This window comes from Candidatus Omnitrophota bacterium (assembly GCA_030688425.1).
GTDB lineage: Bacteria > Omnitrophota > Gorgyraeia > Zapsychrales > JANLHA01 > JAUYIB01.
In genome coordinates this window covers 49,055-71,414 of record JAUYIB010000013.1, presented here as the reverse complement: position 1 = coordinate 71,414, position 22,360 = coordinate 49,055, and the positions used below count along the sequence as shown (strand labels likewise).

Genomic DNA, 22,360 nt, shown 5'->3' with positions numbered 1-22,360 from the left:
TATGAGCGACGTCCCTTTACCAACCCAATCCAACCTTGAATCCCAACCCCCGCTTCCTATCCGTCGTCTCCACAATTTCCTCTACTGTCCCCGTTTGTTTTATTACCAATGGGTCGAGAATATTTTTCAGGAAAACGCCGACACGGTGGAGGGTTCCCGCGTCCACCGCAATGTCGATAAACCGTCGCGCTTGGAGAATGTGAAGGAGCTTGAGTTGCCGGAAGGATCAAGTATTCGCTCGCTGCGGTTGGAGAGCGAGACGCTTGGGCTTGTCGGCATGGTTGACATTATCGAAGGCGGTTCCGAAGGCGCTATTTTGGTGGACTACAAAAAGGGGTCGGCGCGACGTGATGAGCAAGGCGAGCGGGTCGCCAAGGAACCTGATGCCATGCAGGTGATTGCCCAGGCGATGTTGCTGCGCGAGCACGGAATTCAGGTTAAAGAAGCGTTTGTCTATTATGCTGCGGAAAAACGTCGCGTTCCGGTAGATATTTCAGAGGAACGAATGCAGGAGTGCCGCGCGAAGATCCTCGAAGCAAAAGCCGTGGCAGCGAGCGGCCAATGCCCACCGCCATTAAAAGACGATCCGCGCTGTTTGTATTGTTCCGCGTATCCTATTTGTTTGCCAGGGGAATCCGGGTTTTGGCAAGTTTCGAGAGAAGAATCAGTTGATATCAAGAGGGCCCCGCGTCCGGAGAATGATGAGGGAGAGGTCCTTGTGGTCCAAACGCCCGGCGCACAGGTCGGATTGCGAGGAGGGCAAATCATTGTGAGCGTGAAGGAAGAAGTTATCCGCAAATTACCGTCTCGTCAAGTGCGGGCTGTTTATCTTTACGGAGCGGTGCAAGTGACGGCACAGGCGGCGCAGGATTTTCTTGAGCATGACGTTGACGTTTCATTTTTCGCGCCGTCCGGACGCTTTCTTGGGCTTTTACGGGGTCTCCCCGCCTCGGGCGTGGATGCGCGGCGGGGGCAGTATCGTTTGTTTGAACAGCCCGTTGTTTGTCTCAAGATGGCCCGTGAAATGATTCGCGCAAAAATTCATAATCAGCGGGTCATGTTAATGCGTAACAGCGAACCGCCGCAGCGCGTACTGGATCAAATAGGGGAGTTGAGAGATAAGGCGGCAGAGGCCGAGAATGTGGAGGGGCTTTTGGGACTTGAAGGAATGGCGGCGGCGCTTTATTTTGAGCATTTTGGCCGGATGTTCAAAGCGGATGAAAAATTGACCTTTGATTTTTCGTCCCGCAACCGCCGTCCGCCGCGCGATCCGGTTAACGCGATTCTTTCGTTGGGTTACAGCATGTTATGCAAGGAGTTGACGGGGATTTGTCACACCGTTGGTTTGGATCCGTTTTTAGGTGTCATGCATCAGCCGCGTTATGGCCGTCCGGCATTGGCCTTGGACCTCATGGAAGAATTTCGGCCGCTTATCGTAGATAGCGTGGCTGTTAGCTTAGTAAATCGGGGAGAAGTAACAGGGGATGATTTTGTTATGAGTGCGTCCGGTGTCTTCTTGAATGATCGCGGGCGGCGGGCTTTTTGGGAGTCCTATAGCCGGAGAATGGACACTGAAGTTTCCCATCCACAGTTTGGGTACAAGATGACCTATCGGCGCATGCTGGAAGTCCAGGCAAGGCAGATGTGGCGGTTTGTGAGGGGGGAGGCGGGGGGGTATGTCGGATTTACAACACGATGACCTATGAGGCGAACGAGATTCCTGGTTTGTTATGATATTTCCCATCCCAAGCGTTTGTATCGTGTGGCCAAAACGCTTGAAGGGTATGGCAGTCGTTTACAGTTGTCTGTTTTCGAGTGCCCCTTGGATAAACTGCGGTTGGCCGAGCTAAAGGCGGAACTTTCCGATATCCTGCAAAATGATGAGGATCAGGTCTTGTTTGTTTCCTTGGGTAGCGAATCGTCGGAAGCCAGTTTGATTATTGAAGCGTTGGGGCTGCCGTATGTGGGGCGGACGCGTGTCACCATTATTTGATTGCATCGATTCGGGTTTTCTGCTAATTTGAGATTGCCTACGGGCACCGACCACAATCCTTCCGCCATTGGGATTGCAGGCTCTTTGAAATCGCGAGTGCGGAGATGATCGCGGAGCGACGTTAGAGCGCTCGCAATTCGCATTACGTTGGTATAAATCGCTTTAGAATTATGATGTTTGTATCGGCATCAATAGAGTTAAGTTTTTGGATGAGGCGCTCGTTGGACGCCACTCAAGTGCCTTGTAACCCGCGTGATACGAAGGTCGCGATTCACTCCGCAGCGATTTCCAACAGCTTGAGGCGGCTTCTCGCTTCCGGCGTAATGATTGGATTCATTTTATTCACTCCGCAGCGATTTCCAACAGCTTGAGGCGGGAAGGGGTGGGCCAGTTAGCGAACAGTTTGACCATTCACTCCGCAGCGATTTCCAACAGCTTGAGGCGGAGTTCTCTGATGAAAGAGATGAAGATGTCCGGGGAATTCACTCCGCAGCGATTTCCAACAGCTTGAGGCGGTACCTGGACGATTCCAAGGAAATTTTTATCCAGAAATTCACTCCGCAGCGATTTCCAACAGCTTGAGGCGGTGTCAGCAAACCGGATTCCGTCAGTGGGCGGATATTCACTCCGCAGCGATTTCCAACAGCTTGAGGCGGTGCCGGTTTTACCACGGCAAGACGTTCTCGGTAAATTCACTCCGCAGCGATTTCCAACAGCTTGAGGCGGCGCAACGCTTTCCGTCCTGCTTCCCGACATGCCCATTCACTCCGCAGCGATTTCCAACAGCTTGAGGCGGATCGTTGACCCGATCGGCGTTGGGGCAGCAACTGATTCACTCCGCAGCGATTTCCAACAGCTTGAGGCGGGAACACATGGAACCCAGGCCGTCATTGGAACTATATTCACTCCGCAGCGATTTCCAACAGCTTGAGGCGGAGGAATTGAGGCTAAAGTCTGAACGCAAGGAAATATTCACTCCGCAGCGATTTCCAACAGCTTGAGGCGGCCCCCAATGCTTAGTTAACGCCACCTTCCCTTGCATTCACTCCGCAGCGATTTCCAACAGCTTGAGGCGGACCCCGTCATTCGTGCGCTCTGTCAATCTAATGATTCACTCCGCAGCGATTTCCAACAGCTTGAGGCGGCATGGGGTTTTCTCTTATATATTTGTTGGCCAGGATTCACTCCGCAGCGATTTCCAACAGCTTGAGGCGGATGGAGGCGAGCTGTTATTCCAAAGGGACGCTGAATTCACTCCGCAGCGATTTCCAACAGCTTGAGGCGGTGCGGGGCTGAACATAAGAACGAGTTGAACCTCTATTCACTCCGCAGCGATTTCCAACAGCTTGAGGCGGCCAGTCCCACCTTTCGCAGACCTCAAAGAATTGAGATTCACTCCGCAGCGATTTCCAACAGCTTGAGGCGGTCGCAGATCCAATAGCTTCCCCACAAATAAGCCGCATTCACTCCGCAGCGATTTCCAACAGCTTGAGGAAAAACTTGCACCATTGGTGCGAGAAATTAGATAGTGATATTATTTTACTGGATGTGACCCCTTCCCAGAAGTGGGAGTCAGGGGATCGAGAATCCGAGCCTCGTTTTGTTTATTAATCTCCACTCAAAAAAACCCCGCAGGGACAAGATTCGTATCGGTTGAACCGGCGCTAAGGCCGTCCGGCCGGTGGTTTTTGCTCTCTCTCTCCGCCTCCCAAGAGAAACCCTTGACATTATTCCCCTGAATGGATATGGTGTTAGGGAGTTCAGGACACACCGGGAGGCAACGGAGATGTGGACAAAGACGGACCTTCAAAATTTCATCCAGGACAAGCTCGGCGATTATCTCTTCATCGCCGTCTCCAACCGCCAGCCCTACGTGCATGTCCATAAAAAAGGCAAGGTGGAATGCCAGCGCGGGGTCGGCGGGGTCATCAGCGCGCTGGACCCGATCATGCAGGCCTGCCGCGGGACCTGGGTGGCTTTCGGCAGCGGGGACGCCGACCGCTCCGTCTCGGGGCCCAACGGGGAAATCACCGTTCCCCCCCACGACCCTTCGTACACTCTCCGGAGAATCTGGCTTACCAAAGAGGAAGAGCTTGGGTATTATCACGGTTATTCCAACAATGTCCTCTGGCCGCTGTGCCACCTGGCCTTCCAGAGGCCCCTCTTCCGGCAGGAGGACTGGGAATATTACAAAAGCGTCAACCGGAAATTCGCCAAGGCGGTCATCGAGGAGATCGGGGGCCGAAAGGCCTTTGTCTGGATCCAGGATTATCATCTCTGTCTTCTTCCCCAATACCTGAAGGAGATGGCTCCCAAGCAGCTCATCACCGCCCATTTTTGGCATGTCCCCTGGCCGAGCTATGAGATCTTCCGTATCTGCCCGCAACGGGAGGAGCTCCTCAACGGGCTTCTGGCCAATGATCTGATCGGCTTTCATATCCGTTACCACTGCCACAATTTTCTCGACGTCATCGACCGCGAGATGGAAAGCAAGATCGACCGGGAGCGGTTTTCCGTCGTGCGTTCCGGGCACGAGACCCTGATCCGCCCGTATCCGATCAGCGTGGATTTCGAGGGGATCGCCCAGAGGGCCGGATCGGCGGAGGTCAAGGCCCTGGAAGAGTCCCTGCGCGGCGATTATGACTTGGCCGGCAAAAAAGTCCTGATCGGCCTGGACCGCATCGATTACACCAAAGGGATCCCGGAAAAGATCCTGGCCGTGGACCGTTTGCTGGAGCGTTACCCCGACCTGCGGGGAAAGCTCGTCTTTCTGCAGATCGGCGTGATCAGCCGTTTGCACACGCAGCCGTACAAGGACCTGAACGACCAGATCAACGCGATGGTTGAGGATGTAAACTGGAAATATTCAACGGACAGCTGGCGCCCGGTGATTTTTGTGCGGGACCATTTTTCTCTGCCCAAGCTGCTGGCCCTTTATCGCATCAGCGACGCCGCGCTGGTGGCCTCCCTGCATGACGGGATGAACCTGGTCGCCAAGGAATACGTGGCCAGCCGGACGGACGAGGGGGGGATGCTGGTCCTGAGCCAGTTCACCGGGGCCGCGCGGGAATTGACGGACGCCGTCCTGGTCAACCCGTATGACCGCGAGGAATTCTGCGAGGGGATTTACAAGGCCCTGACGTTGTCCGAAGAGGACCGGGCGCGGCGGATGGGCAAAATGCGCGAGACGATCCGCACGGCCAACATTTACCGCTGGGCCGGGAAAATTATTTCGGAACTGCTGAAATTCGAGTTCAAGGAATAATGAGCCCCTGTGCTTGCTTCCCTTGAATCCAAGATGGAGCAAGCACAGCACCAGCTTCCTCCTGATGTTATGGAAAGCAGGTGCTGACTTATGGAGCCATAGGCGACATAAGTTTGTTGGGCGAATTAACCCTGCGGAGGTGAGCGAGCTTGCGAGCGAACGTCTACGGAGCAGGGATAAGAAAATTGAGGGAACCGTGGCATTGAGGCATTTGCTGAAAGCCTGGGATTCGCTCCGGCCGGGGCTGGCCGGGAAAAGGATTGTGGTCTTCCTGGATTACGACGGGACCCTCGTGCCGATCGCGCCCACGCCTGCGCAGGCCCGGACACCGGCCCGGACCAGGAATGTGTTGCGCCGGCTGGCGCGGGAACCGGGTGTGAGCGTGGCGGTTGTCAGCGGCCGGTCTTTGAAGGACGTGCGGAAAAAAGTCGGGCTTGACAGCGTGACATGCGCGGGCAATCATGGGTTGGAGCTCCGGGGGCCGGGGCTGCGGTTTTCGTATCCCTTGCCCAAACGCGTGTCAGCGGCGTTGCTGGACATCCTGCGGCGTTTGAACGGTATCCGCAGCGACATCCCGGGCATCATCATCGAAAACAAAATTTATTCTCTGAGTTTTCACTACCGGCTGGTCAAGTCCGCTGACCTTCGCCGGATGCGGGAAAGGTTCCGGAAGGCCGTGTCCCCGCATGTGCGGCTTGGCCGGGTCGTCCTGAAGAGCGGCAAAAAAGTTTATGAGGTGCGGCCTCCGGTGAGCTGGAACAAGGGACGGATCGCCCTCTGGTTTTTGTCCAGGTTACGGAAAGGGAAGAGTCCGGTTCTTCCGATTTATATCGGGGATGACCTAACAGATGAAGACGCCTTCCGCGCCTTGAAAGGCAAAGGGATCACGGTCTTTGTCGGGTCTCCCGGAGCGCGCAGAACCGCGGCAGTCTATTACCTGCGCTCCCCGGCCGAGGTTTTGAAAACTCTGAAGAAACTGACCGACTCATGAAAAACTACGACTACGGCATCATCGGCAATTGCACCAGCGCGGCCCTGATCGGGCCGGACTGCAGCATCGACTGGCTGTGCCTGCCGTTCTTCGATTCCTCGTCTCTGTTCGCGCGTCTTCTGGACGACGAAAAGGGGGGCCATTTCAGGATTTCCGCCGAGGACGTCCTGGAGGTCAGCCAGGAGTACATTTCCTATACCCCTATCCTCAAGACGACGTTTAAAACCGGACATGGTGTTTTTGAGGTGAGGGATTACATGCCGCGTTTCGTCACGGGCCGCGATGAGTACTTCTGCCCGTCGGAGGTCCAGCGTGACATCCATGTGGTTTCCGGCTCGCCCCGGATTATCATTGACCTCAAACCTATGCCGAATTATGCCCTGGGAGGCGCCAACCCCGTCATTTACAAAGACTATGTCAAGCTCACGTCCCAGGGCGGAGAGTACAACAGCTTTTATCTTTACACCGACTTGGACAAGCCGCGCGTTATTGACGGACGGCCGATTGAGCTGAAAGCCGGGGTGTCGTATTATTTGCTGTTGTCCTATCATGAAAAGCTGGAGCCGGTGAACATCGAAAGGGTTTACGTGGAGTATGAAAAAACCAAGTCCTATTGGCTGGGTTGGGCCCACAAGACCAAAGTGCCGGAGACGTACAAAGACTGGGTGATCCGGGCCGCCGTTACGCTGAAGCTTCTGATGTTCCAGAGGACCGGCGCGGTCATTGCCGCTCCGACCACGTCGCTCCCCGAGATCATCGGCAAGGAACGCAATTGGGACTACCGGTATTGCTGGATCCGCGACGCGTCCATGATCATCGACCTCTACGCCCGGATCGGGCACGCCCGTTCGTCGTCCCGCTATATTCAGTTCATCCTCAACCGGATGCTGCTCAAGCACGACAACATCTCCGCCGTGTACGGCATCAACGGGGAGAAAGAGCTCGTTGAGAGAACGCTCGACCATCTCAAGGGGTATGAGTCTTCCCGGCCGGTGCGGGTCGGCAACGACGCCTACCGGCAGCGGCAAAACGATCTTTACGGCGAGTTGATCGAGACCATTTACAGTTATTTTGTGCTTCTGCGCCACCGCGGGGAGATCTATTTTGACGAAGAACTCTGGACCGTGGTGCGGGCCCTGGTCAATGATGTCCTGGAAACCTGGCAGGAGCCGGACAGCGGCATCTGGGAAAAACGCGGGGAGGCCAAGCATCATGTCCATTCCAAATTGATGAACTGGGTGGCCATGGACCGTGCGGCCAGGATCGCGAAGCATGTCGGCAAGACGGATTACGCCGAGCGCTGCCTGAAGATGGCGGCCAAGATCAAACAGGACATCCTGGCGCATGGCTGGAATCCCAAGGTCAAGGCCTTCACCATGTCCTACGGTTCGGATGACCTGGACGCCGCCAATTTGCTCATGTTGCATTACGGTTTTTTGGACAGGACAGATCCGATGATCGTGAGCACGGTGGAGCAGACATGCAAGCACCTGGTCCGAAACAATCTCGTCCTGCGCTACACGGCCGAGGACGACTTCGGTCTCCCCGAGAACGCCTTTGTCGTCTGCACATTCTGGCTGATCAACGCGTTGTGCCTGACCGGACAGGAGCAAAAGGCCCGGGAGATGTTCGAGAATCTTCTTAAATTCGCCAACCCCCACAAGCTTTTTTCCGAAGACATCGAAATCGCCACCGGCCGTTTGACCGGCAACTTTCCTCAAGGGTATTCGCACCTGGCCCTGATCCAGACCGTTTTTCTGCTCGAGACCGATTACAACTGGAGCGACGTTTTCCGCGGGGAGAACGGGCGGAGGTCATTATAAGGTCCCGGCAGGATTTATTTGACAAATCAGATGCCACGGGCTTTGCCCGTGGCTTGATGCAGTACTTGGCCGTGGTCATGCCACGGCCAAGTGGCCGAGCGAAGCGAGGTCCCTTGACAGGATCATCATACAAAAGAGATATCGGGTCGCGCCATTCAGATCAGGGATAACTTGCCGCAAGGCGGAGAAGAACTCGTCTTGCGGCATTTTCTTGAAAAAGGCAGGAGCCGCTGCGAAGCGCCCGTTGGGAAAACAGTCGTTCATCTAAAACAGGAGGGTGTATGAAACGGTTCGTTCGGAGTCTCGCGGTGGCCGGATTTTTAGCAGGTTTTTCAGCCGCTGCCCAGGCGGGAGACGTTGTGATCGAAAACGGTAAAACGGTCCAACTCGATTATACCGTCAGGGTTGACGGAGAGGTGGTGGACACGTCCGAAGGCAAGGAGCCCATGGAATATGTCCATGGCGGCGGCAGCATCATCCCGGGCCTGGAAAAGCGGCTCACGGGTTTGAAGGTTGGGGACAAGAAGACCGTCACGGTCCCGGCCGACGAAGCCTACGGCCAGCCGAACCCCGAGGCGATCCAGGAAGCCCCGAAATCCTTGTTTCCGGCCAATGTCACGATCGAAAAGGGAATGGTGGTCCCCCTCCAGACAAAAGAAGGCCAGCAAGTCCCGGCGATAGTCCAGGAAATCAAGGGCGACACGGTTGTGCTTGATTTCAATCACCCGATGGCCGGAAAACAGCTGGTTTTTGACATCACCGTCGTTGCGATCCGGTAAAAAAGTTTCTTAGCCTTTGCCCCGTTTTCAACCTCCGAGGTTGAAAACGGGGTTTTTATTTTTTCACGCCTTGACATTGGTGTATTTGTGTATTATTATTGTAATACACATGAACGCCAACCATTCCACAGAGACAGGAATATGAGCGCCAGCCCTCGATATTATTTTCAAATCCTTGCCACATCAGGTGTCCCGATTTACCGCCAGATCACCGATCAGGTGAAGACCCATGCGGCGGCCGGCCGCCTGACCCCGGGGGCGTTCCTCCCGTCTGTCCGCCAGGTCGCCGCTGAACTGGAAATCAATCCCATGACCGTGTCCAAGGCCTATTCTTTATTAGAGAAAGAAGGCGTGCTGGAATTCGTGCGCGGGCAGGGGATGCGGGTCAAGATATCCCTTGTTCCCAAAAAGAATGTCGAAAACCGGGAGGACCAGATCGTTCCCTTATTAAGAGAAGTCATGGCCAGGGCCGAACAGCTGTCGCTGAGCCCTCAACGGGTGCTGGAGTTGCTCAAGGACCTTTGGAAGGAGAAAAAAAATGGATAATGCGGTCATTGATATCCGCAACGTCAATAAACGTTACGGGGCCAAGGACGTGCTCAAGGACCTGACGCTGACTGTGCCCAGGGGATCGGTCTTCGGCCTGCTTGGGAAAAACGGGGCCGGGAAAACAACGCTGATCAAATGCGTCCTGGGCCTTCTCAATACGCAGGCCGGTCAAATCCGGGTGCTTGACGATAACCCCCGGGATTTTCAGGAGAAAACCAAGGAACAGCTCGGTTACGTGCCGCAGTCGGACCGGGTTTATCCCTGGTTCAAGGTCGGGCAGCTTTTGGAATACACGGGGTCGTTTTACCCGCGCTGGAACCGCGGCCTGGTGGACCGGCTGGTCCGCGAATGGGAACTGGATCCCCGGCAGAAGGTCGGGCTTCTCTCCGAGGGGGAAGCGCAGAAACTTTCGATCATATTATCGCTGGGGCATGAGCCGGAGCTCCTGGTGTTTGATGAGCCGGTGGCCAGTTTGGATCCGGCGGCCCGCAGGCAGTTTTTAAAAACCATCCTGGAGATTGTGTCCAACCGGGAATGCACGGTTTTCTTCTCAACGCACATCACATCGGACCTGGAGCGCGTGGCCGACCGCGTGGCCTTGCTGAAAAGCGGGCAGATCGACTTTTGCGGAGGGCTGGACGAGCTCAAAGACGAGGTCAAACGCCTGCGCGTGCGCGCGGCCGGGCCTGTGCCCAAGGAACTGAAGATCAACGGGCTTTTGCATTATGAGGCCAGCGGCAACGAAGCGATCCTGTGCGTCCGGGATTTCAGCCCCGGGACAAAGGGGTATTTCGAGAACGCCTGGAAGGCCGAGGTCCGGGTGGAGGACCTGAATCTGGAAGAGATTTTTCTGGAGCTGAACCGATGAGCAAACGCATCGCGCAAATCCTGCTGATCTATCTCCGGCACCCGGTGTTTATGCTGTTGGCCGGGATTCTTGTCGCGGGAGACTTCATCGCTAAGACTTCGCTCCGGTTCGGGATTTGGGACGTTGCCGAGGACATGTGGACGCTGATGTTCGTCATGATCACCTGGCTGGCGTTTGTGTTCGGGGTGCTGATCAAAAGACAATTCGCGAATCACCGCGCCTCGCTGATGCCGCGGCACCGGCCGTCGCACATGCTGGCCGCCGTCATGGTTTACGCGGTTTTTATCGGGATCCTGTCGATCTGCCGCAGCGGGCTTGTGCCCAACTTTCAGATCACGCCGCAGGAATTCGCCGGGATTTATATGACCTGCCTGTTTGTTTCATTGCTGATCATTTATCTCGGGTATCTGTCCATCGCGGGCATCCTTTTTATGGCGTATTTCGCGCTGTTGGTGGTCGCCGGGCAGACCTCGCAGGTGATCGCGTTCCTGGGAATTTCAGAAATGACCCGGATCGTGATGGGCGGTTCGAGTTTCCTGCTGGCGGCACTCATCGTTCAGCGGTTGCTCCGGATCAAGGAAGACAGTTTCGAGTACCCCTTCTTGATGGCGTGGCCGCAAAAAGACCTGATCCGCAATCAGATGAGGCTGACGCAGGTGTTGACCGGATGGGTGGAATCTGTTGCGGAGCGTTGCGGCATCAAATCAAGGCCGGCGGCCCTTCCCGCGTATCCGGCCGGAGCGGGATTCTTGTCCAGGATGTTGCACTGGGACCGGATCGAGCGGGAAGAGGTCAAGATTGTTCTGGTCCTCCTGGCCCTGACGACTCCGCTGTACCTGCAATTCATCGAGCACTTTTCGGGTTTGCACAAATTTTACAAGAGCCCTTATACCAATTTTCTGCTGTATTCCATCGCGCCGGTCCTGATCGCGGTCTGCGGGCGGTATAAACAGGCCGCGTATCTTGGGTATGATCTGCTCAAGCCGGTCCGGAAAACAAGGTTCCTTCTGGAGAGGGGAGCGCTGTTGTCCATGGATTTTGCCTGTTACTGGCTTTTATTCGCCGTTTATTTTGCCCTTCTTCCGGCGAAGATCCTTTCGCCGGACCTGTTGACCGCCTGGAAATTATGGGCATTCCTTTTGCTGGCCGGCGGTTTTGGATTTTTCTCCCTGCAGTGGATCGTTTATATGGCGGCGTTGACGTCGCCGAAAAAGGTCATTTTCAACGGGTTATTCTCGTGCGCCCTGACCCAGGTGGAATTCATGCTGGTGCCGCACCTGGCCGCGGATGATATGGTGATTCACGCTATCGTCTGGTTGATCGGCGCGACATGGTTTCAAAAGTTGGGTTATGATCGGTGGAAGGGAGGAGAGTTTTGATGAACAATATCTTATTGCCCCTTGTTATTTTCATGATTGCTAAATTATTGAGGGAAATTATCTCTTGGCCTTTTCAAAATGTTATCGATGCCTCTTTGGGGGGATGGGCCGGTTGGGGCTTTTTGATTCCTCATTTGGCGTATGGTTTGGGTCTTTATTGTGCGGCCGCGGCCATCTGGAGTATGTCCCGAAAAGACAAAGAAATTGTTCCGATATGGATCGTTTTTTTAGGGCTGATCTTTTGGCCTCTCGGATTTCTTGCGGCAGCTTTGACCGTGAAATTCTTCCATTTCATCGGCATGGCGTATTATGATCTGTGCGGCCATGCTTTTTCCATTCTTGGTATCATCTGCGCGGTTCAGTTGAAGAGGGGCCTTCCTCCCCCGAGGCCCCGTGCTTATTGGGCGACGGCAGGCTTTATCTTTTTCCTGTTGCCATTGTCTTTTTTCGCGGAACGTCATCTCATCTCTGGATTCCCGGCCAATGGCTCCATTGTCGCGAGGCATTCTTGGGCCCTGAAAAGATACGGCGCTGACTACGAGGACGCGGTCAGGTGTGTCCTCCAGAATGAGGGTGTTCAGCGATCCGCGGGACAGGGGCTGAAAGCCGCTTTAGCCGAGGACCCGGTTTATGCCCGGGTATGTTCCCTGAACGGCTGTGTCACAACTTTTGTGTTAGACGTTCAAGGACATGATCGGCGGTTTGCGTGCACAGTAGAGGAAGTTGACGGTGAAGGCGGAGTGGTGAAAGATGCGAGATGCGGTCTGGGTGGGGAGAGTATGACCGAGAGGAGCGATCCAACCCGGGATTTGTGGATGATTTGCCTGTAATTTTTATTTCCAATAAGGAGACATCGAATGATGGAGAGCATTTTTGATGTTTGCGTTGGGATCCTCCTTGAGGCGGCGGAATTGACAAGGATGACGTATAAGACCGTCAACGTCTGGATTTTCTGCATTCTCTGGCCGCTGTTCACGCTGGCGCTTCTGATCCAGGCCCGGATCCAGCGCGGAGAAATCAAAAGGTTGCGAGAACTTCTGAAAGGGACAGGGTTGACCGATGGGGCAAGAAAAAATTCTTATCGTGTGTCTGCATGATATTGCGCCGTTGCATGAGGGGGCTGTCTGCGAAATATACCGCAGGGTTTATGCGCTCATAGGGAAAAAGATCGTTTCGGCCGTGGTTCCGGACTGGCACCACGGTTTTCCTTTGGTATCCTATCCGCATTTTGTCCGCCGGATCGAGCGTCATTCGGGTGAAATCATTCTGCACGGGTATTCCCACAAAAATCAGCGCCATCAGGGGGCGGTGTATTTCCTGACCGGAGGCGCGGACGAGATGTCGGCGCTGGATAAGGGACAAGTTCAGGAGCGGCTGCGTGATGGGCAGAAGATTCTGGAGAGATGTTTTAGCCGAAAGGCCCGGGGGTTTGTGCCTCCGGCTTGGCAGAGCGGAACGCTCACCCGCGAGATCCTTGCGCGCCACGGGTTTGAGTACAAAGTCGGTTATACAGCCGTGGAGTATGTGAAGAAAGGCGCGCGTCCCCTGAACACCTGGTCCTGGGAGTGCGACCGCTTTGGTGCTTTGGGCTTTATGGGGACCATCGTTGGCAAAGTGTTGTCACAATGGCGGCCCCACGGCATTCCAACGATTGTGTTTCATCCTAATGATCTGAAACGGGGTTTTGTCAGGAAGGGGCTGGGGATGATTCGGAATTTTTTGAAGCAAGGATACCGGCCTGTGACTTTTGAGGAGATGGCATCCGTCTTCGCCGGAAAAGTCGGGCTGTGCCAGGACAAATGCATTTCGACTACGCCGGATTCCACCGCACCCATGCCGAAGACGGATGCCCCCGGCGCAGTCCCGCACGAAAGTTGCGGGACGGAGACGGGGCATACCAAGATACCACAGGCGGCTACATATGGATTGGCTTAAAGAAATGGGAGACAGGATTCTGGAGCGGCGCGCCCGGCAATTGTGGGAAAAGTTTCACGCCTATCTGCCGGCGTCGGGCCGTGTCCTGGATGTCGGTTCCGCCACCGGTCATATGGCCTGGACGCTCGCCCGGAAAACCCGTTTGATTCCCGTGGAAACGGACGTGGTGAATATGAGCACGAAAACAGCCGGGCCGGTGATTTTTGACGGCGAGCGGCTTCCGTTTGCCGACAAGAGCTTTGACGCCGCGCTGGTCCTGTTCGTCCTTCAGTTTGCCCGGCAGCCGGTCGCGTTATTGCGGGAGATCAGCCGCGTGACTACAGGGCCTGTGATCATGATGCAGTCCGGATATGAGACCGGGCTGGGGAGAATATTCTTGCGGTGCCGCACCTGGGCGTTCGGGTCCTTCGCCCTGCGGCTCATGAAGGCCGCGCGGATGGTGAACCGGGAATGCTCCGATTCCATGGTCCCGCGGCGGATGTTGACCCGGCAGGCCTGCAAGGAGTTTTCGGTGCAGGCCGGATTCTGGGTGGAACATTTTATCCCTTGCCCGTCTTTGACGGGCGTGAGCAGGGATTTGTATGTCCTGAGGAGAGCGGCGTGAAAAACTTTAAGAAAATATCGGTGATCATCCCGGCGCGCAATGAAGAGGCTTTGATCGCGATGACCCTGGATGCTGTCCTGGTCGCGGTGGAATTTCTGGCCGGTGGGATGCGGGGCGATGTTCATCTGGATGACACGCCGGTCGAAGTGATCGTCGTCGATAACATGAGCGTTGACAATACTGCCCGGGAGGTCCACCGGTATGCCCAGCGTTACGGCGTGCGGCTGATGTCCTGTTTGCGGCTGAAAACTCCCTGCGCCCGCAACGAAGGCGCCCGCAATGCTTGCGGGGAAATCCTGTGTTTTGTGGACGCCGATACGCTGGTCCCCAGGGATGCCTTATCCCGGATCATCCGGCTCTGCGGCGACCGACCCTATGTTGCGGGGATCACACGTTTGGCCTCCCTGGAAGGTGGCCTGCACGCGTGGTTTTGGTGGACGTTCTGGGATTATGTCCGGCGACTGCCTTTGCCGAGGGCCAAGGCCATGCCCGCCTTCATGTTCTGCACCCGGCGTGTCTTTGACGAATTCGGCCCCTTCGACGAAGACGTCACGATCGGCGAAGAATGGCCGATCCTGGCGGGTTTTTACCGCCGGTATCCGAAAGACTTTGTCTATGACCGACGCCTGACAGCCCTTTCCTCCAGCCGTCGGATGGAATTGAGACGGTTCGGTTATCTGCGGACATTTTTTAAATACGTCTGGGCTGTTCTCTTTGTCCAGGGAAGAAGGAATTATTCCGATGACATTCGCCATCCCTTGCTGAAGGAGTCCGCAACTCATCTGGGATAAAGTCACAGTGGTAGTTGGGACTTTCCTGGGATGGTTCAGTGTAATGATTGAAGGGAGATCTCATGAGGACATTTTGTTTGATGGGTGTTTTCATTTTCTGTTCCGTGGCAGGACAGGTATTGCTTCGTACGGGCGCCCGGGGGCTGGCGGAAGCCGGCCCGGGGCCTGGAGGTAATTTTTCGTGGTGGGTGTCTGCCCTGACAAACGGGTGGATCCTGGCGGGGTTGGCGGCCTGGGCCGTTTCTACGGCGGCGTGGATTTTGGTCCTGAAGGATACGCCCCTGTCCCTCGCTTATGGGCTGACCAGTTTGAATTATGTTTTGATCCCGACGGCTGCCTGGATTTTGCTGCGTGAACCTTTGTCGGGATTGCGCGTCCTCGGCATCATCGTGATTTGCGCGGGGGTTGCCATCACGTTGTACGCGCGCTACCTGGAGATGGGGCAAACATGAACCGATTAAATCAAATTTGGAAAGATCTGTCCGTTTCCTGGCCTGCGGCCATGATTGCCGGGTTGCCGGTCAACCGCTCTCGCGTGTTGATGGACGGCTCGCGGAGGTGCCGTATCAAGACCCGTTGTTGGCACAGCCGCCTGATGATCGCTGCCGGCAACGGGATATACCGGATATGGGGGGTTCCGTTCAGAATCCTTACTGGCGCAGAATGGGCGAAGAGGGAAGAGCTGATCCATTACCGTCTGTATGGGGAGGATGTCCGGCGGGACAAGCAGGGACAGCTTATTTTACCGATGAAGGACGGGATCGATTTGGCTGACCTTCTGGGATCTCCTGTCATTCCCTGGGACGCCAAAAGAGAGGCGCTGAAGGATGCGCTGCAGGCGCTGGCCCGGCTTCATGACCTCGCGGGGGAAGGCGCGCCGTTCAGCCATGGAGATGCCATTGTCTCGAATGTGGTCTGTCTGCCGTCGGATCGGGCCGCCTGTTGGGTGGATTTTGAGACCGTCCATATTTCGAATTTATCGTCGTTGCAAAGACAGGCTGATGATATCCGTGCGTTTGTGATGTCGGCGGCCAGGTATCTTCCGGCAGGCAGGCTGAAAGAATTATTTGACCTTGCCGGCGGCGTTTATCAGACTCCGGCCCTGTGGGAGCAGGTCCGTTATTCATTGATGGATCTGAACTACGGCCGGACCGTTGTTTACGCGGCCCAGGCCAAGATGAGGTATGCGCAATGGATCGAAACACGGTCGGCTGTGCTGCGCCTGTTGGAAGAAAAAACATGTGCTCTGTCCGGCAGGGACTGGTCTCTGCCGGCCGGCGCGAGACTGGCCGGGGAATAGAAAAACTTTGGAGGGACGTATGCCGGCACTCTTTTTGACCATGATTCTGACCGTGGCGACGGTCGCGGCGGTTCAGTTGTCCTGGTGGGTCCCCAAAAACGGGATTGTCTTTTTCGGAACCTGCGTGAACCATTTCGGCGAGCCGTATGAATGCACCGTGATCGACTGGATCGACAGGGGGCTGCTGAGCCCGTTTGCCTGGCCGGCTGTTCTTTTAATCGCCCTGATATGGTTTCTGGTCTGTAGAATCCTCCTCAGGGTTGTTGCGTCCCGGAAATCTGCGCGTCAAAGAGTTGGGGCCTGTTGATTTGAGAAAAAGCAGATTGTGAAGTCTATGAAAGGAGGGAAGAGATGATGAATAACAGCGTATTACACAAAACCCATGTGTGCCGAATTATCGCGATATGCACGATCGCCGTCGGAGCGGCGGGGATGTTCTACTGTCTGCCGTATCTTCTGGTCGGGCCGATCGCGGAGGCCGGCGTCATGGGCGCTCCGTTTTTGTCTGGGGCGGTCTTGTTCGGCGCGGGCCTGGCATCGCTGACCTATATCAATGTCAGCACCGCTGAAGTTGCATAACGGAAGTGAAAACAGGGAAAGGCGGTGTGCCGTTTTTTCTGGACAAGGCATTAAGGAAAGGAGGTGAGTGTTATGACACCGGATGCCATCAAACAGTTCTGCAGGACGCTGGCGGTTGTCTGTGTGGCCGTCGGCGGGGTGGGGTCGGTCCTCTGCCTGCCGTTCGCGCTGACAACGGACCTGTCGTTGATCACCACGGCGGGAATTTACTTCATCGCAGGCGCCGTCATGATCACCGGCGGTCTGCTGGGGTATGTCGCGCTCCTTAAAACGGAGTAAGCGTCTTGTCCCAATCACCTCCGCCCGGGCGGAGGAGAGGGGGACTCGGTTAACGTTTTTTAAAAAGGATGTCAGCCCCTGTCTTTTGGGCGCTGCTCGGATTTTATTATTGAGGATGCGGCTTTGATGAAGATCAAGCTATTGAAAACCGTTTTCGTCGCTGTGCTGGCTTCTCTTTTCTTGAGATTTTTTTGCGGCCTTCCGGAGAGAGATTTTAAGGGTGATGCTGTCAGCCGGGATATCCTCTTGCGAAGAAGCTTTTTGCTGTCAAAGCTGGACAACCGGCCGACGTCCGCAGATTTCTTCGTCAGCAAGAATATTGAATTCACCGGCGAATGGACGCTGGGAACGTATTCCATGGCTGCGGCGGCTTTGACCAACATCGCCATGATGGCGCCGGAGACGGCGGAGGAATCCGCGCAAGCCATTGCCCGCTGGATCGGGATTTGCCTGACCCGCGACGTCTTCTTGTTTGATGAAGCGGCGTGGGGCGAGAGTCCTCTTGAGGAAACAGTCCTGGCCGGTGAGGACGGTCATATCGGTTATTACGGCCATTTGAATTTGATGTTGGGCTGTTACGCGCTGTTGAGTCCTGACGGCCGGTTCGCGGACCTCCATGGCAAAATCAGCGCGGCCATTGCCCGGCGGATGAAAAAATATCCCCACCGCCACGTGGAAACATATCCGGGACAAAATTATCCGCCGGATAACACGGTGGCCGCCGCGTCCCTGCGGATCGCGGACATGGTGTCTTCTCCCCGGTATGAGAATTTGATCGAAGAATGGGTGTCGGAAACCCGGGGCCTCGAAGTCGGGCCTTACGGCCTTGTGACGTTTCAAATCGACACGTTGACCGGCCGTCCCTTGCAGGCGTCCCGGGGTTCGAACAATGGCTGGAACTCTTTTTATCTGGCTTTGGTCGATGAACCCTATGCCCGCGAGCAGTTTTTGAAGATCAGAAAGTTTCTTCTTAAGAGAGCCGGCGGTTTTGCCTTTGTCCGGGAATATCCCTCCGGGCATTCCTTTGCCGGGGACAGAGATACCGGGCCTGTCGTTGGGGGGATTGGAGCGACCGCGACGGCCTTTACCATCGCCGGTGCCATACGGGAAAAAGATGTCGGTCTGCGCAATGACCTGCTCCGCTCCATCGAGCTGGCCGGCACGACCATGACGCGGGACGGTCAACGGCGTTATGCGGCGGCGCCGATTGTGGGGGACGCGATTATCCTCGCCATGAAGACGGCCCGGTCGTGGCGTCCCCTCTGGAAAGGCCCTGATGAACACGAATAAACGGAAAAATAATCTGTGGCGATTTTGCACCCGCAGCGTGGCGATTTACGGCATTCTGACACTGTGGGTTCAAAACACGGATATTTTTTTCAAAGGGGTTGACCCCCAGGACATGGTTTCCCTGGCGGTGATTAGCGGGTTGATCTTATACCGTTTGTTCTGTTTTTCGGTTGTTCCCGCCCTGGCGGTTCTGTGGCTGGCCGAGCGGATCTGGAAGATCGGCGCGCCGGTCATTTTCAGGATGTTCCGCCGGGCCTCGGTTTCCTCACGTTGAACTGGCTTCCCTCCCAAAAGTAAAGTATAATCATCACAAAGTCGATTCGCATTCCAACCTCCGAGGTCGATACAGGGGGAATCATGCCTTTGCCTAATTTTTATGCCGTTATCCTGGCCGGCGGGTCCGGCACGCGGTTTTGGCCCATGAGCCGCAAGCTCCTGCCCAAGCAATTCCTGAAGATCACCGGCCGCAGGTCCCTTTTTCAGGAAACCCTGGCCCGTATCCATCCGCTCGTTAAAGGCCCCCAGATTTTGATCGTCACCAACAAGGACCATGCCGCGGAGATCCGCGAACAGGCGAGGGAATTCAAGCTTCCGTCCGCCAACATCCTGCTGGAACCCGAGGGCAAGAACACGGCCCCGGCCATCTGCTGGGCTGCCAGCCGGGTCCACCGCCGCGATCCCAACGCGGTCATGGCGGTCCTGCCGTCCGATCATCTGATCCTCCATCCCCGGGCATTTCTGCGGCAGTTGCGCAAGGCCGCGGACCTGGCCCGCCGGGGCTACCTGGTCACCCTGGGCATTGTCCCGACCCGGCCGGAGACCGGCTATGGATATTTGAAAATCACGCCGGCACGGTCAGCGGGTAAAACCGTCTGGCGTGTCGAGAAGTTCACGGAAAAACCGTCCTTGGACGTTGCCAAGAAGTTCGTCAGGACAGGGCGGTATTTGTGGAACAGCGGGATGTTCATCTGGAAATGCTCCGTGATTTTGGACGAATTCGAAAAAAGTCTCCCGAAAATCCATGCCGGGATATTCGGCAAGTCCGACGCGCAGGTCCGGCGGGCCTGGAAGGGGCTCGCGGGCATTTCCATTGATTACGGTATTCTGGAAAAATCCGGAAATGTGGCCACGGTCCCGGCCCAGGACATCGGCTGGTCGGACCTGGGCAGCTGGGAATCCCTGGCCGAAGTCCTCACGAAAGATGCCCGGAACAATGTCCTGCGCGGGGATGTCGTGGAGGTCGATTGCAAAAATTCTCTTGTCTTCGGCGGGAAACGTCTGGTCGCGGCCGTGGGACTGGAGAACATCATCATTGTGGATACCCCCGACGCCCTTTTGGTCTGCCGCAAGGACCGCTCCCAGGACGTGCGAGAGGTCGTTTCCGTTCTCCAGAAGAAAAAGCGTAAAGAATTCCTGCGCCATCCCTGAAGGTCCGGAATGCCGCACCCCATCCTGCAAAAAAAACGGTTTTTGATCATCAATCCTTACGGGATCGGCGACGTTCTGTTCACCACGCCCCTCATCCGCAACATCAAAAATAATATCCCTGAGGCCTTGATCGGTTACGTGGCCAACCGCCGCACCGCGGAAATTCTGCAGAATCATCCCGCGGTCAACCGGGTTTTCATTTATGACCGCGACGAGTTCGCCCGGCTGTCCCACGAATCCAAACGGCTTTTGATCGGCAGGGCGAGGGAGTTCCTCTCGGAGATCCGCAAGGAGCGTTTTGAGGTTGTCTTCGACCTGTCGCTCAACTCTTCGATGAATTTTTTGTCCTGGCTGGCCGGCATTCCCATCCGGGCCGGGTATGATTACAAGGGTCGAAGCCGTTTTTTGACGCACCGCGTCCCCTTGAGCGGTTACGAGGGCCGGCCGGTCGCCGAATATTATCTGGATTTGCTGCGGACAACGGGGATGAACGTCCGCGCTTCAGGGCTGGAACTTTTTCTGAAGCCCGAGGACGAGCAATGGGCGGAGAATTTTTTCCGGTCCAGCGGGATCAACCGTAAAAAAAACGTCATCGGGATCGTCCCCGGCGGCGGGGCCAGCTGGGGCAGGGAAGCCGCTTACAAACGCTGGCCGGCGGAAAAATTTGCCAGCCTCACGGAGCGGGTCGTCCGCGAGACGGGGTCCCAAATCATTTTCTTCGGCGAGCAAAGGGAAGAGGAGCTTTGCCGAGACGTGGCCCGCGCGAGCGGCCAGCCGGCTGTCATGGCCTGCGGCCGCACCACCGTGAGCCAGTGCGCGGCGATGTTCAAGCGGTGTTCCCTGGTCGTGGCCAACGATGGCGGGCCGGTCCATATCGCGGTGGCCAGCGGCGTGAAGACGGTCTCGATTTTCGGCCCGGTGGACGATCGGGTGTACGGCCCGTATCCCCGGGAGCGGCACGCGGTCGCGGTCAAAGACATCGCCTGCCGGCCGTGTTACCGCCAGTTCCGCCGCGCGGAATGTTCTCACGTCAGCTGCCTGTCCAGGCTGGACGTGGAGGGTGTGTTCGCCAAGGTCCGGGAGGCGCTAACCTCGTAGGTTGAGCTCTTTAACCTGCGAGGTTGAAGCGGGGAATTCCCGTTGCATTTTTATTCCTCCTCGTGTAGAATCAAAAAATTCACGATATTTCCTATTCAGAAAGGCGGGATTTTTTATGGACGTTCAGTTCATTGATTTCAGCGAGCAATACCGGGTGATCAAGGACGAGATCGACACCGGCTTGAAAAGTGTTTTTGAAAAGGGGAATTTCATCCTCGGCCAGGAAGAAAAGGATTTTGAGGCCCAGTTCGCCAGGTATTGCGAGAGCGAATACGGCGTCGGCGTCAACTCCGGCACGGACGCGCTGTACCTCGCTCTGGCGGCCATGAAGATCGGCCCCGGGGACGAAGTGATCCTCCCGACGTTCACATTCATCGCGACGGCCCTGTGCGTTTCCTACACGGGAGCCAAGCCGGTGTTCGTGGATATCGAGGAAAAGACCTATAACCTCGATCCGCAGAAACTCGCAAAAGCCATTACCCCGAAGACCAAGGTCATCATCCCTGTCCATATCTACGGTCAGCCCGCGGAGATGGATGCCGTCAACGCAATCGCGAAGGCCGGGAAAATTCAGGTCCTCGAGGACGCGGCCCAGGCGCACGGGGCGACGTACAAGGGCCGAAAGGTCGGGTCTCTGGGGGACGCGGCCTGCTTCAGTTTTTATCCCACCAAGAGCCTCGGCGCGTTCGGCGACGGCGGGATGATCGTGACCAAAGACAAAACGATCAATGAGAACGCCCTGATGCTGCGCGACTACGGCCGCAAGGGGCGCTATGAGCATCTGATCAAAGGCCATAATTCCCGCCTCGACACCGTCCAGGCCGTCGTCCTGTCCGCCAAGCTCAAACGTCTGGATGAGTGGAACCGCATGCGCAATGACAACGCCGCGTATTACGGCGGGCTCCTCAAGGACATCCAAGGCGTCCAGGCCCCGGTCATCCAGAAGGACCGGACGCATGTTTTTCAGACATTCGCCATCCGCGTCAAGAACCGCGACAAGGTCCTCGAAGAATTGAAGAAGAAGAACATCGGGGTCCTGATCCACTATCCGATTCCGCTGCATCTCCAGGAGGCCTACAAGGAGCTCGGCCACAAGAACGGCGATTTCCCCGTCGCCGAGGCCGTGTGCGGCGAGATCCTGTCTCTGCCCATGTTCCCGCATATGTCCAGGGCGCAGATCGAATATGTCTGCCAGTGCCTGAAAGACGTTTGCGGAGGACGATCGTAGGGATCTTCTTTGTTTTTTGCAAAGCCCCCGGCGGGAATCCCCGGCCGGGGGTTTTGCATTTTGCCGATTTCCCTTCCAGAGTCCTCCTGCCCCGGCGCATTCTTAAAATATTCACTATTTGCGTTGCTTCATTCTAATCCCTTCCAGTATACTAAATGAGCTCTAAACTTGCGGAGTCCCG

The 22,360-nt window shown here is 56.0% G+C and carries 24 protein-coding genes and 1 CRISPR repeat array; all 24 genes read left to right on the top strand.

The window, feature by feature from the left end; all coding sequences use genetic code 11:
- The first annotated feature begins 1 nt into the window (after position 1).
- The 24 genes from cas1 to Q8Q08_05465 all read left to right on the top strand — a co-directional run bounded on the left by cas1 (position 2) and on the right by Q8Q08_05465 (position 22,179).
- Positions 2–1,699: a CRISPR-associated endonuclease Cas1 gene (cas1, locus tag Q8Q08_05580; GenBank protein ID MDP2653487.1), complete on the top strand. Its 1,698-nt coding sequence runs from the start codon at positions 2–4 to the stop codon at positions 1,697–1,699.
- A 3-nt stretch (positions 1,700–1,702) separates the two neighbouring features.
- Positions 1,703–1,993: a CRISPR-associated endonuclease Cas2 gene (gene cas2, locus Q8Q08_05575; protein MDP2653486.1), complete on the top strand. Its 291-nt coding sequence runs from the start codon at positions 1,703–1,705 to the stop codon at positions 1,991–1,993.
- 269 nt (positions 1,994–2,262) lie between these two features.
- Positions 2,263–3,490: direct repeats of the CRISPR family, unit length 36 nt; unit sequence ATTCACTCCGCAGCGATTTCCAACAGCTTGAGGCGG.
- Positions 3,491–3,779: 289 nt separating this feature from the next.
- Entirely contained in the window at positions 3,780–5,258 is a 1,479-nt protein-coding gene (locus tag Q8Q08_05570) for a trehalose-6-phosphate synthase (protein MDP2653485.1), read from the top strand.
- 211 nt (positions 5,259–5,469) lie between these two features.
- On the top strand, positions 5,470–6,249 hold the full coding sequence (otsB, locus tag Q8Q08_05565) for a trehalose-phosphatase (protein MDP2653484.1): 780 nt from the start codon (positions 5,470–5,472) through the stop codon (positions 6,247–6,249).
- The gene (locus tag Q8Q08_05560; GenBank protein ID MDP2653483.1) at positions 6,246–8,072 is read left to right on the top strand and encodes a glycoside hydrolase family 15 protein; all 1,827 of its coding nucleotides are present in this window, start codon (positions 6,246–6,248) and stop codon (positions 8,070–8,072) included. The genes otsB and Q8Q08_05560 overlap by 4 nt, the downstream gene beginning before the upstream one ends.
- Positions 8,073–8,353: 281 nt before the next feature.
- A complete protein-coding gene (locus Q8Q08_05555; protein MDP2653482.1) occupies positions 8,354–8,851 on the top strand; it encodes a peptidylprolyl isomerase in 498 nt (165 codons plus the stop codon).
- A gap of 141 nt (positions 8,852–8,992) precedes the next feature.
- On the top strand, positions 8,993–9,397 hold the full coding sequence (locus tag Q8Q08_05550; protein ID MDP2653481.1) for a GntR family transcriptional regulator: 405 nt from the start codon (positions 8,993–8,995) through the stop codon (positions 9,395–9,397).
- Entirely contained in the window at positions 9,390–10,268 is an 879-nt protein-coding gene (locus tag Q8Q08_05545) for an ABC transporter ATP-binding protein (protein MDP2653480.1), read from the top strand. Before Q8Q08_05550 ends, Q8Q08_05545 begins: the two co-directional genes overlap by 8 nt.
- On the top strand, positions 10,265–11,647 hold the full coding sequence (locus Q8Q08_05540) for a hypothetical protein (GenBank protein MDP2653479.1): 1,383 nt from the start codon (positions 10,265–10,267) through the stop codon (positions 11,645–11,647). The genes Q8Q08_05545 and Q8Q08_05540 overlap by 4 nt, the downstream gene beginning before the upstream one ends.
- Positions 11,647–12,477, top strand: a complete 831-nt coding sequence (locus Q8Q08_05535) for a hypothetical protein (protein MDP2653478.1) — start codon at positions 11,647–11,649, stop codon at positions 12,475–12,477. Before Q8Q08_05540 ends, Q8Q08_05535 begins: the two co-directional genes overlap by 1 nt.
- 27 nt (positions 12,478–12,504) lie before the next feature.
- Entirely contained in the window at positions 12,505–12,744 is a 240-nt protein-coding gene (locus Q8Q08_05530; protein MDP2653477.1) for a hypothetical protein, read from the top strand.
- Entirely contained in the window at positions 12,707–13,582 is an 876-nt protein-coding gene (locus tag Q8Q08_05525) for a DUF2334 domain-containing protein (protein ID MDP2653476.1), read from the top strand. Before Q8Q08_05530 ends, Q8Q08_05525 begins: the two co-directional genes overlap by 38 nt.
- A complete protein-coding gene (locus tag Q8Q08_05520) occupies positions 13,569–14,186 on the top strand; it encodes a methyltransferase domain-containing protein (protein ID MDP2653475.1) in 618 nt (205 codons plus the stop codon). Before Q8Q08_05525 ends, Q8Q08_05520 begins: the two co-directional genes overlap by 14 nt.
- Positions 14,183–14,977 carry a glycosyltransferase gene (locus Q8Q08_05515; GenBank protein ID MDP2653474.1) on the top strand — a complete coding sequence of 265 codons (795 nt, stop codon included), beginning with the start codon at positions 14,183–14,185 and terminating at the stop codon, positions 14,975–14,977. Before Q8Q08_05520 ends, Q8Q08_05515 begins: the two co-directional genes overlap by 4 nt.
- Before the next feature lie 62 nt (positions 14,978–15,039).
- Positions 15,040–15,429, top strand: coding sequence for a multidrug resistance protein (locus tag Q8Q08_05510; protein ID MDP2653473.1), 390 nt, complete (start codon positions 15,040–15,042; stop codon positions 15,427–15,429).
- Entirely contained in the window at positions 15,426–16,277 is an 852-nt protein-coding gene (locus Q8Q08_05505) for a hypothetical protein (GenBank protein ID MDP2653472.1), read from the top strand. The genes Q8Q08_05510 and Q8Q08_05505 overlap by 4 nt, the downstream gene beginning before the upstream one ends.
- A gap of 19 nt (positions 16,278–16,296) precedes the next feature.
- Positions 16,297–16,584: a hypothetical protein gene (locus Q8Q08_05500; GenBank protein ID MDP2653471.1), complete on the top strand. Its 288-nt coding sequence runs from the start codon at positions 16,297–16,299 to the stop codon at positions 16,582–16,584.
- Positions 16,585–16,661: 77 nt separating this feature from the next.
- Positions 16,662–16,856: a hypothetical protein gene (locus Q8Q08_05495; protein MDP2653470.1), complete on the top strand. Its 195-nt coding sequence runs from the start codon at positions 16,662–16,664 to the stop codon at positions 16,854–16,856.
- Positions 16,857–16,928: 72 nt separating this feature from the next.
- Complete coding sequence (locus tag Q8Q08_05490; protein MDP2653469.1) at positions 16,929–17,135, top strand: hypothetical protein; 207 nt, start codon at positions 16,929–16,931, stop codon at positions 17,133–17,135.
- Positions 17,136–17,261: 126 nt separating this feature from the next.
- Positions 17,262–18,425, top strand: coding sequence for a hypothetical protein (locus Q8Q08_05485; protein MDP2653468.1), 1,164 nt, complete (start codon positions 17,262–17,264; stop codon positions 18,423–18,425).
- On the top strand, positions 18,412–18,699 hold the full coding sequence (locus tag Q8Q08_05480) for a hypothetical protein (GenBank protein ID MDP2653467.1): 288 nt from the start codon (positions 18,412–18,414) through the stop codon (positions 18,697–18,699). The genes Q8Q08_05485 and Q8Q08_05480 overlap by 14 nt, the downstream gene beginning before the upstream one ends.
- An 83-nt stretch (positions 18,700–18,782) precedes the next feature.
- A complete protein-coding gene (locus tag Q8Q08_05475) occupies positions 18,783–19,853 on the top strand; it encodes a mannose-1-phosphate guanylyltransferase (protein ID MDP2653466.1) in 1,071 nt (356 codons plus the stop codon).
- Positions 19,854–19,862: 9 nt separating this feature from the next.
- Complete coding sequence (waaF, locus tag Q8Q08_05470) at positions 19,863–20,951, top strand: lipopolysaccharide heptosyltransferase II (GenBank protein MDP2653465.1); 1,089 nt, start codon at positions 19,863–19,865, stop codon at positions 20,949–20,951.
- Between the two features lie 115 nt (positions 20,952–21,066).
- Positions 21,067–22,179, top strand: a complete 1,113-nt coding sequence (locus Q8Q08_05465; GenBank protein MDP2653464.1) for a DegT/DnrJ/EryC1/StrS family aminotransferase — start codon at positions 21,067–21,069, stop codon at positions 22,177–22,179.
- Positions 22,180–22,360 lie beyond the last annotated feature (181 nt).

Excerpts from the sequence above, each read along its gene's own strand:
- Q8Q08_05535 (MDP2653478.1), top strand. The coding sequence starts at position 11,647 with ATGAACAATATCTTATTGCCCCTTGTTATTTTCATGATTGCTAAATTA.
- Q8Q08_05570 (MDP2653485.1), top strand. The coding sequence starts at position 3,780 with ATGTGGACAAAGACGGACCTTCAAAATTTCATCCAGGACAAGCTCGGC.
- Q8Q08_05540 (MDP2653479.1), top strand. The coding sequence starts at position 10,265 with ATGAGCAAACGCATCGCGCAAATCCTGCTGATCTATCTCCGGCACCCG.
- cas2 (MDP2653486.1), top strand. The coding sequence starts at position 1,703 with ATGAGGCGAACGAGATTCCTGGTTTGTTATGATATTTCCCATCCCAAG.
- Q8Q08_05500 (MDP2653471.1), top strand. The coding sequence starts at position 16,297 with ATGCCGGCACTCTTTTTGACCATGATTCTGACCGTGGCGACGGTCGCG.
- Q8Q08_05530 (MDP2653477.1), top strand. The coding sequence starts at position 12,505 with ATGATGGAGAGCATTTTTGATGTTTGCGTTGGGATCCTCCTTGAGGCG.
- Q8Q08_05525 (MDP2653476.1), top strand. The coding sequence starts at position 12,707 with ATGGGGCAAGAAAAAATTCTTATCGTGTGTCTGCATGATATTGCGCCG.
- Q8Q08_05465 (MDP2653464.1), top strand. The coding sequence starts at position 21,067 with ATGGACGTTCAGTTCATTGATTTCAGCGAGCAATACCGGGTGATCAAG.
- Q8Q08_05520 (MDP2653475.1), top strand. The coding sequence starts at position 13,569 with ATGGATTGGCTTAAAGAAATGGGAGACAGGATTCTGGAGCGGCGCGCC.
- Q8Q08_05550 (MDP2653481.1), top strand. The coding sequence starts at position 8,993 with ATGAGCGCCAGCCCTCGATATTATTTTCAAATCCTTGCCACATCAGGT.
- Q8Q08_05485 (MDP2653468.1), top strand. The coding sequence starts at position 17,262 with ATGAAGATCAAGCTATTGAAAACCGTTTTCGTCGCTGTGCTGGCTTCT.
- Q8Q08_05475 (MDP2653466.1), top strand. The coding sequence starts at position 18,783 with ATGCCTTTGCCTAATTTTTATGCCGTTATCCTGGCCGGCGGGTCCGGC.
- cas1 (MDP2653487.1), top strand. The coding sequence starts at position 2 with ATGAGCGACGTCCCTTTACCAACCCAATCCAACCTTGAATCCCAACCC.
- Q8Q08_05545 (MDP2653480.1), top strand. The coding sequence starts at position 9,390 with ATGGATAATGCGGTCATTGATATCCGCAACGTCAATAAACGTTACGGG.
- Q8Q08_05505 (MDP2653472.1), top strand. The coding sequence starts at position 15,426 with ATGAACCGATTAAATCAAATTTGGAAAGATCTGTCCGTTTCCTGGCCT.
- Q8Q08_05555 (MDP2653482.1), top strand. The coding sequence starts at position 8,354 with ATGAAACGGTTCGTTCGGAGTCTCGCGGTGGCCGGATTTTTAGCAGGT.
- Q8Q08_05480 (MDP2653467.1), top strand. The coding sequence starts at position 18,412 with ATGAACACGAATAAACGGAAAAATAATCTGTGGCGATTTTGCACCCGC.
- waaF (MDP2653465.1), top strand. The coding sequence starts at position 19,863 with ATGCCGCACCCCATCCTGCAAAAAAAACGGTTTTTGATCATCAATCCT.
- Q8Q08_05490 (MDP2653469.1), top strand. The coding sequence starts at position 16,929 with ATGACACCGGATGCCATCAAACAGTTCTGCAGGACGCTGGCGGTTGTC.
- Q8Q08_05510 (MDP2653473.1), top strand. The coding sequence starts at position 15,040 with ATGAGGACATTTTGTTTGATGGGTGTTTTCATTTTCTGTTCCGTGGCA.
- Q8Q08_05560 (MDP2653483.1), top strand. The coding sequence starts at position 6,246 with ATGAAAAACTACGACTACGGCATCATCGGCAATTGCACCAGCGCGGCC.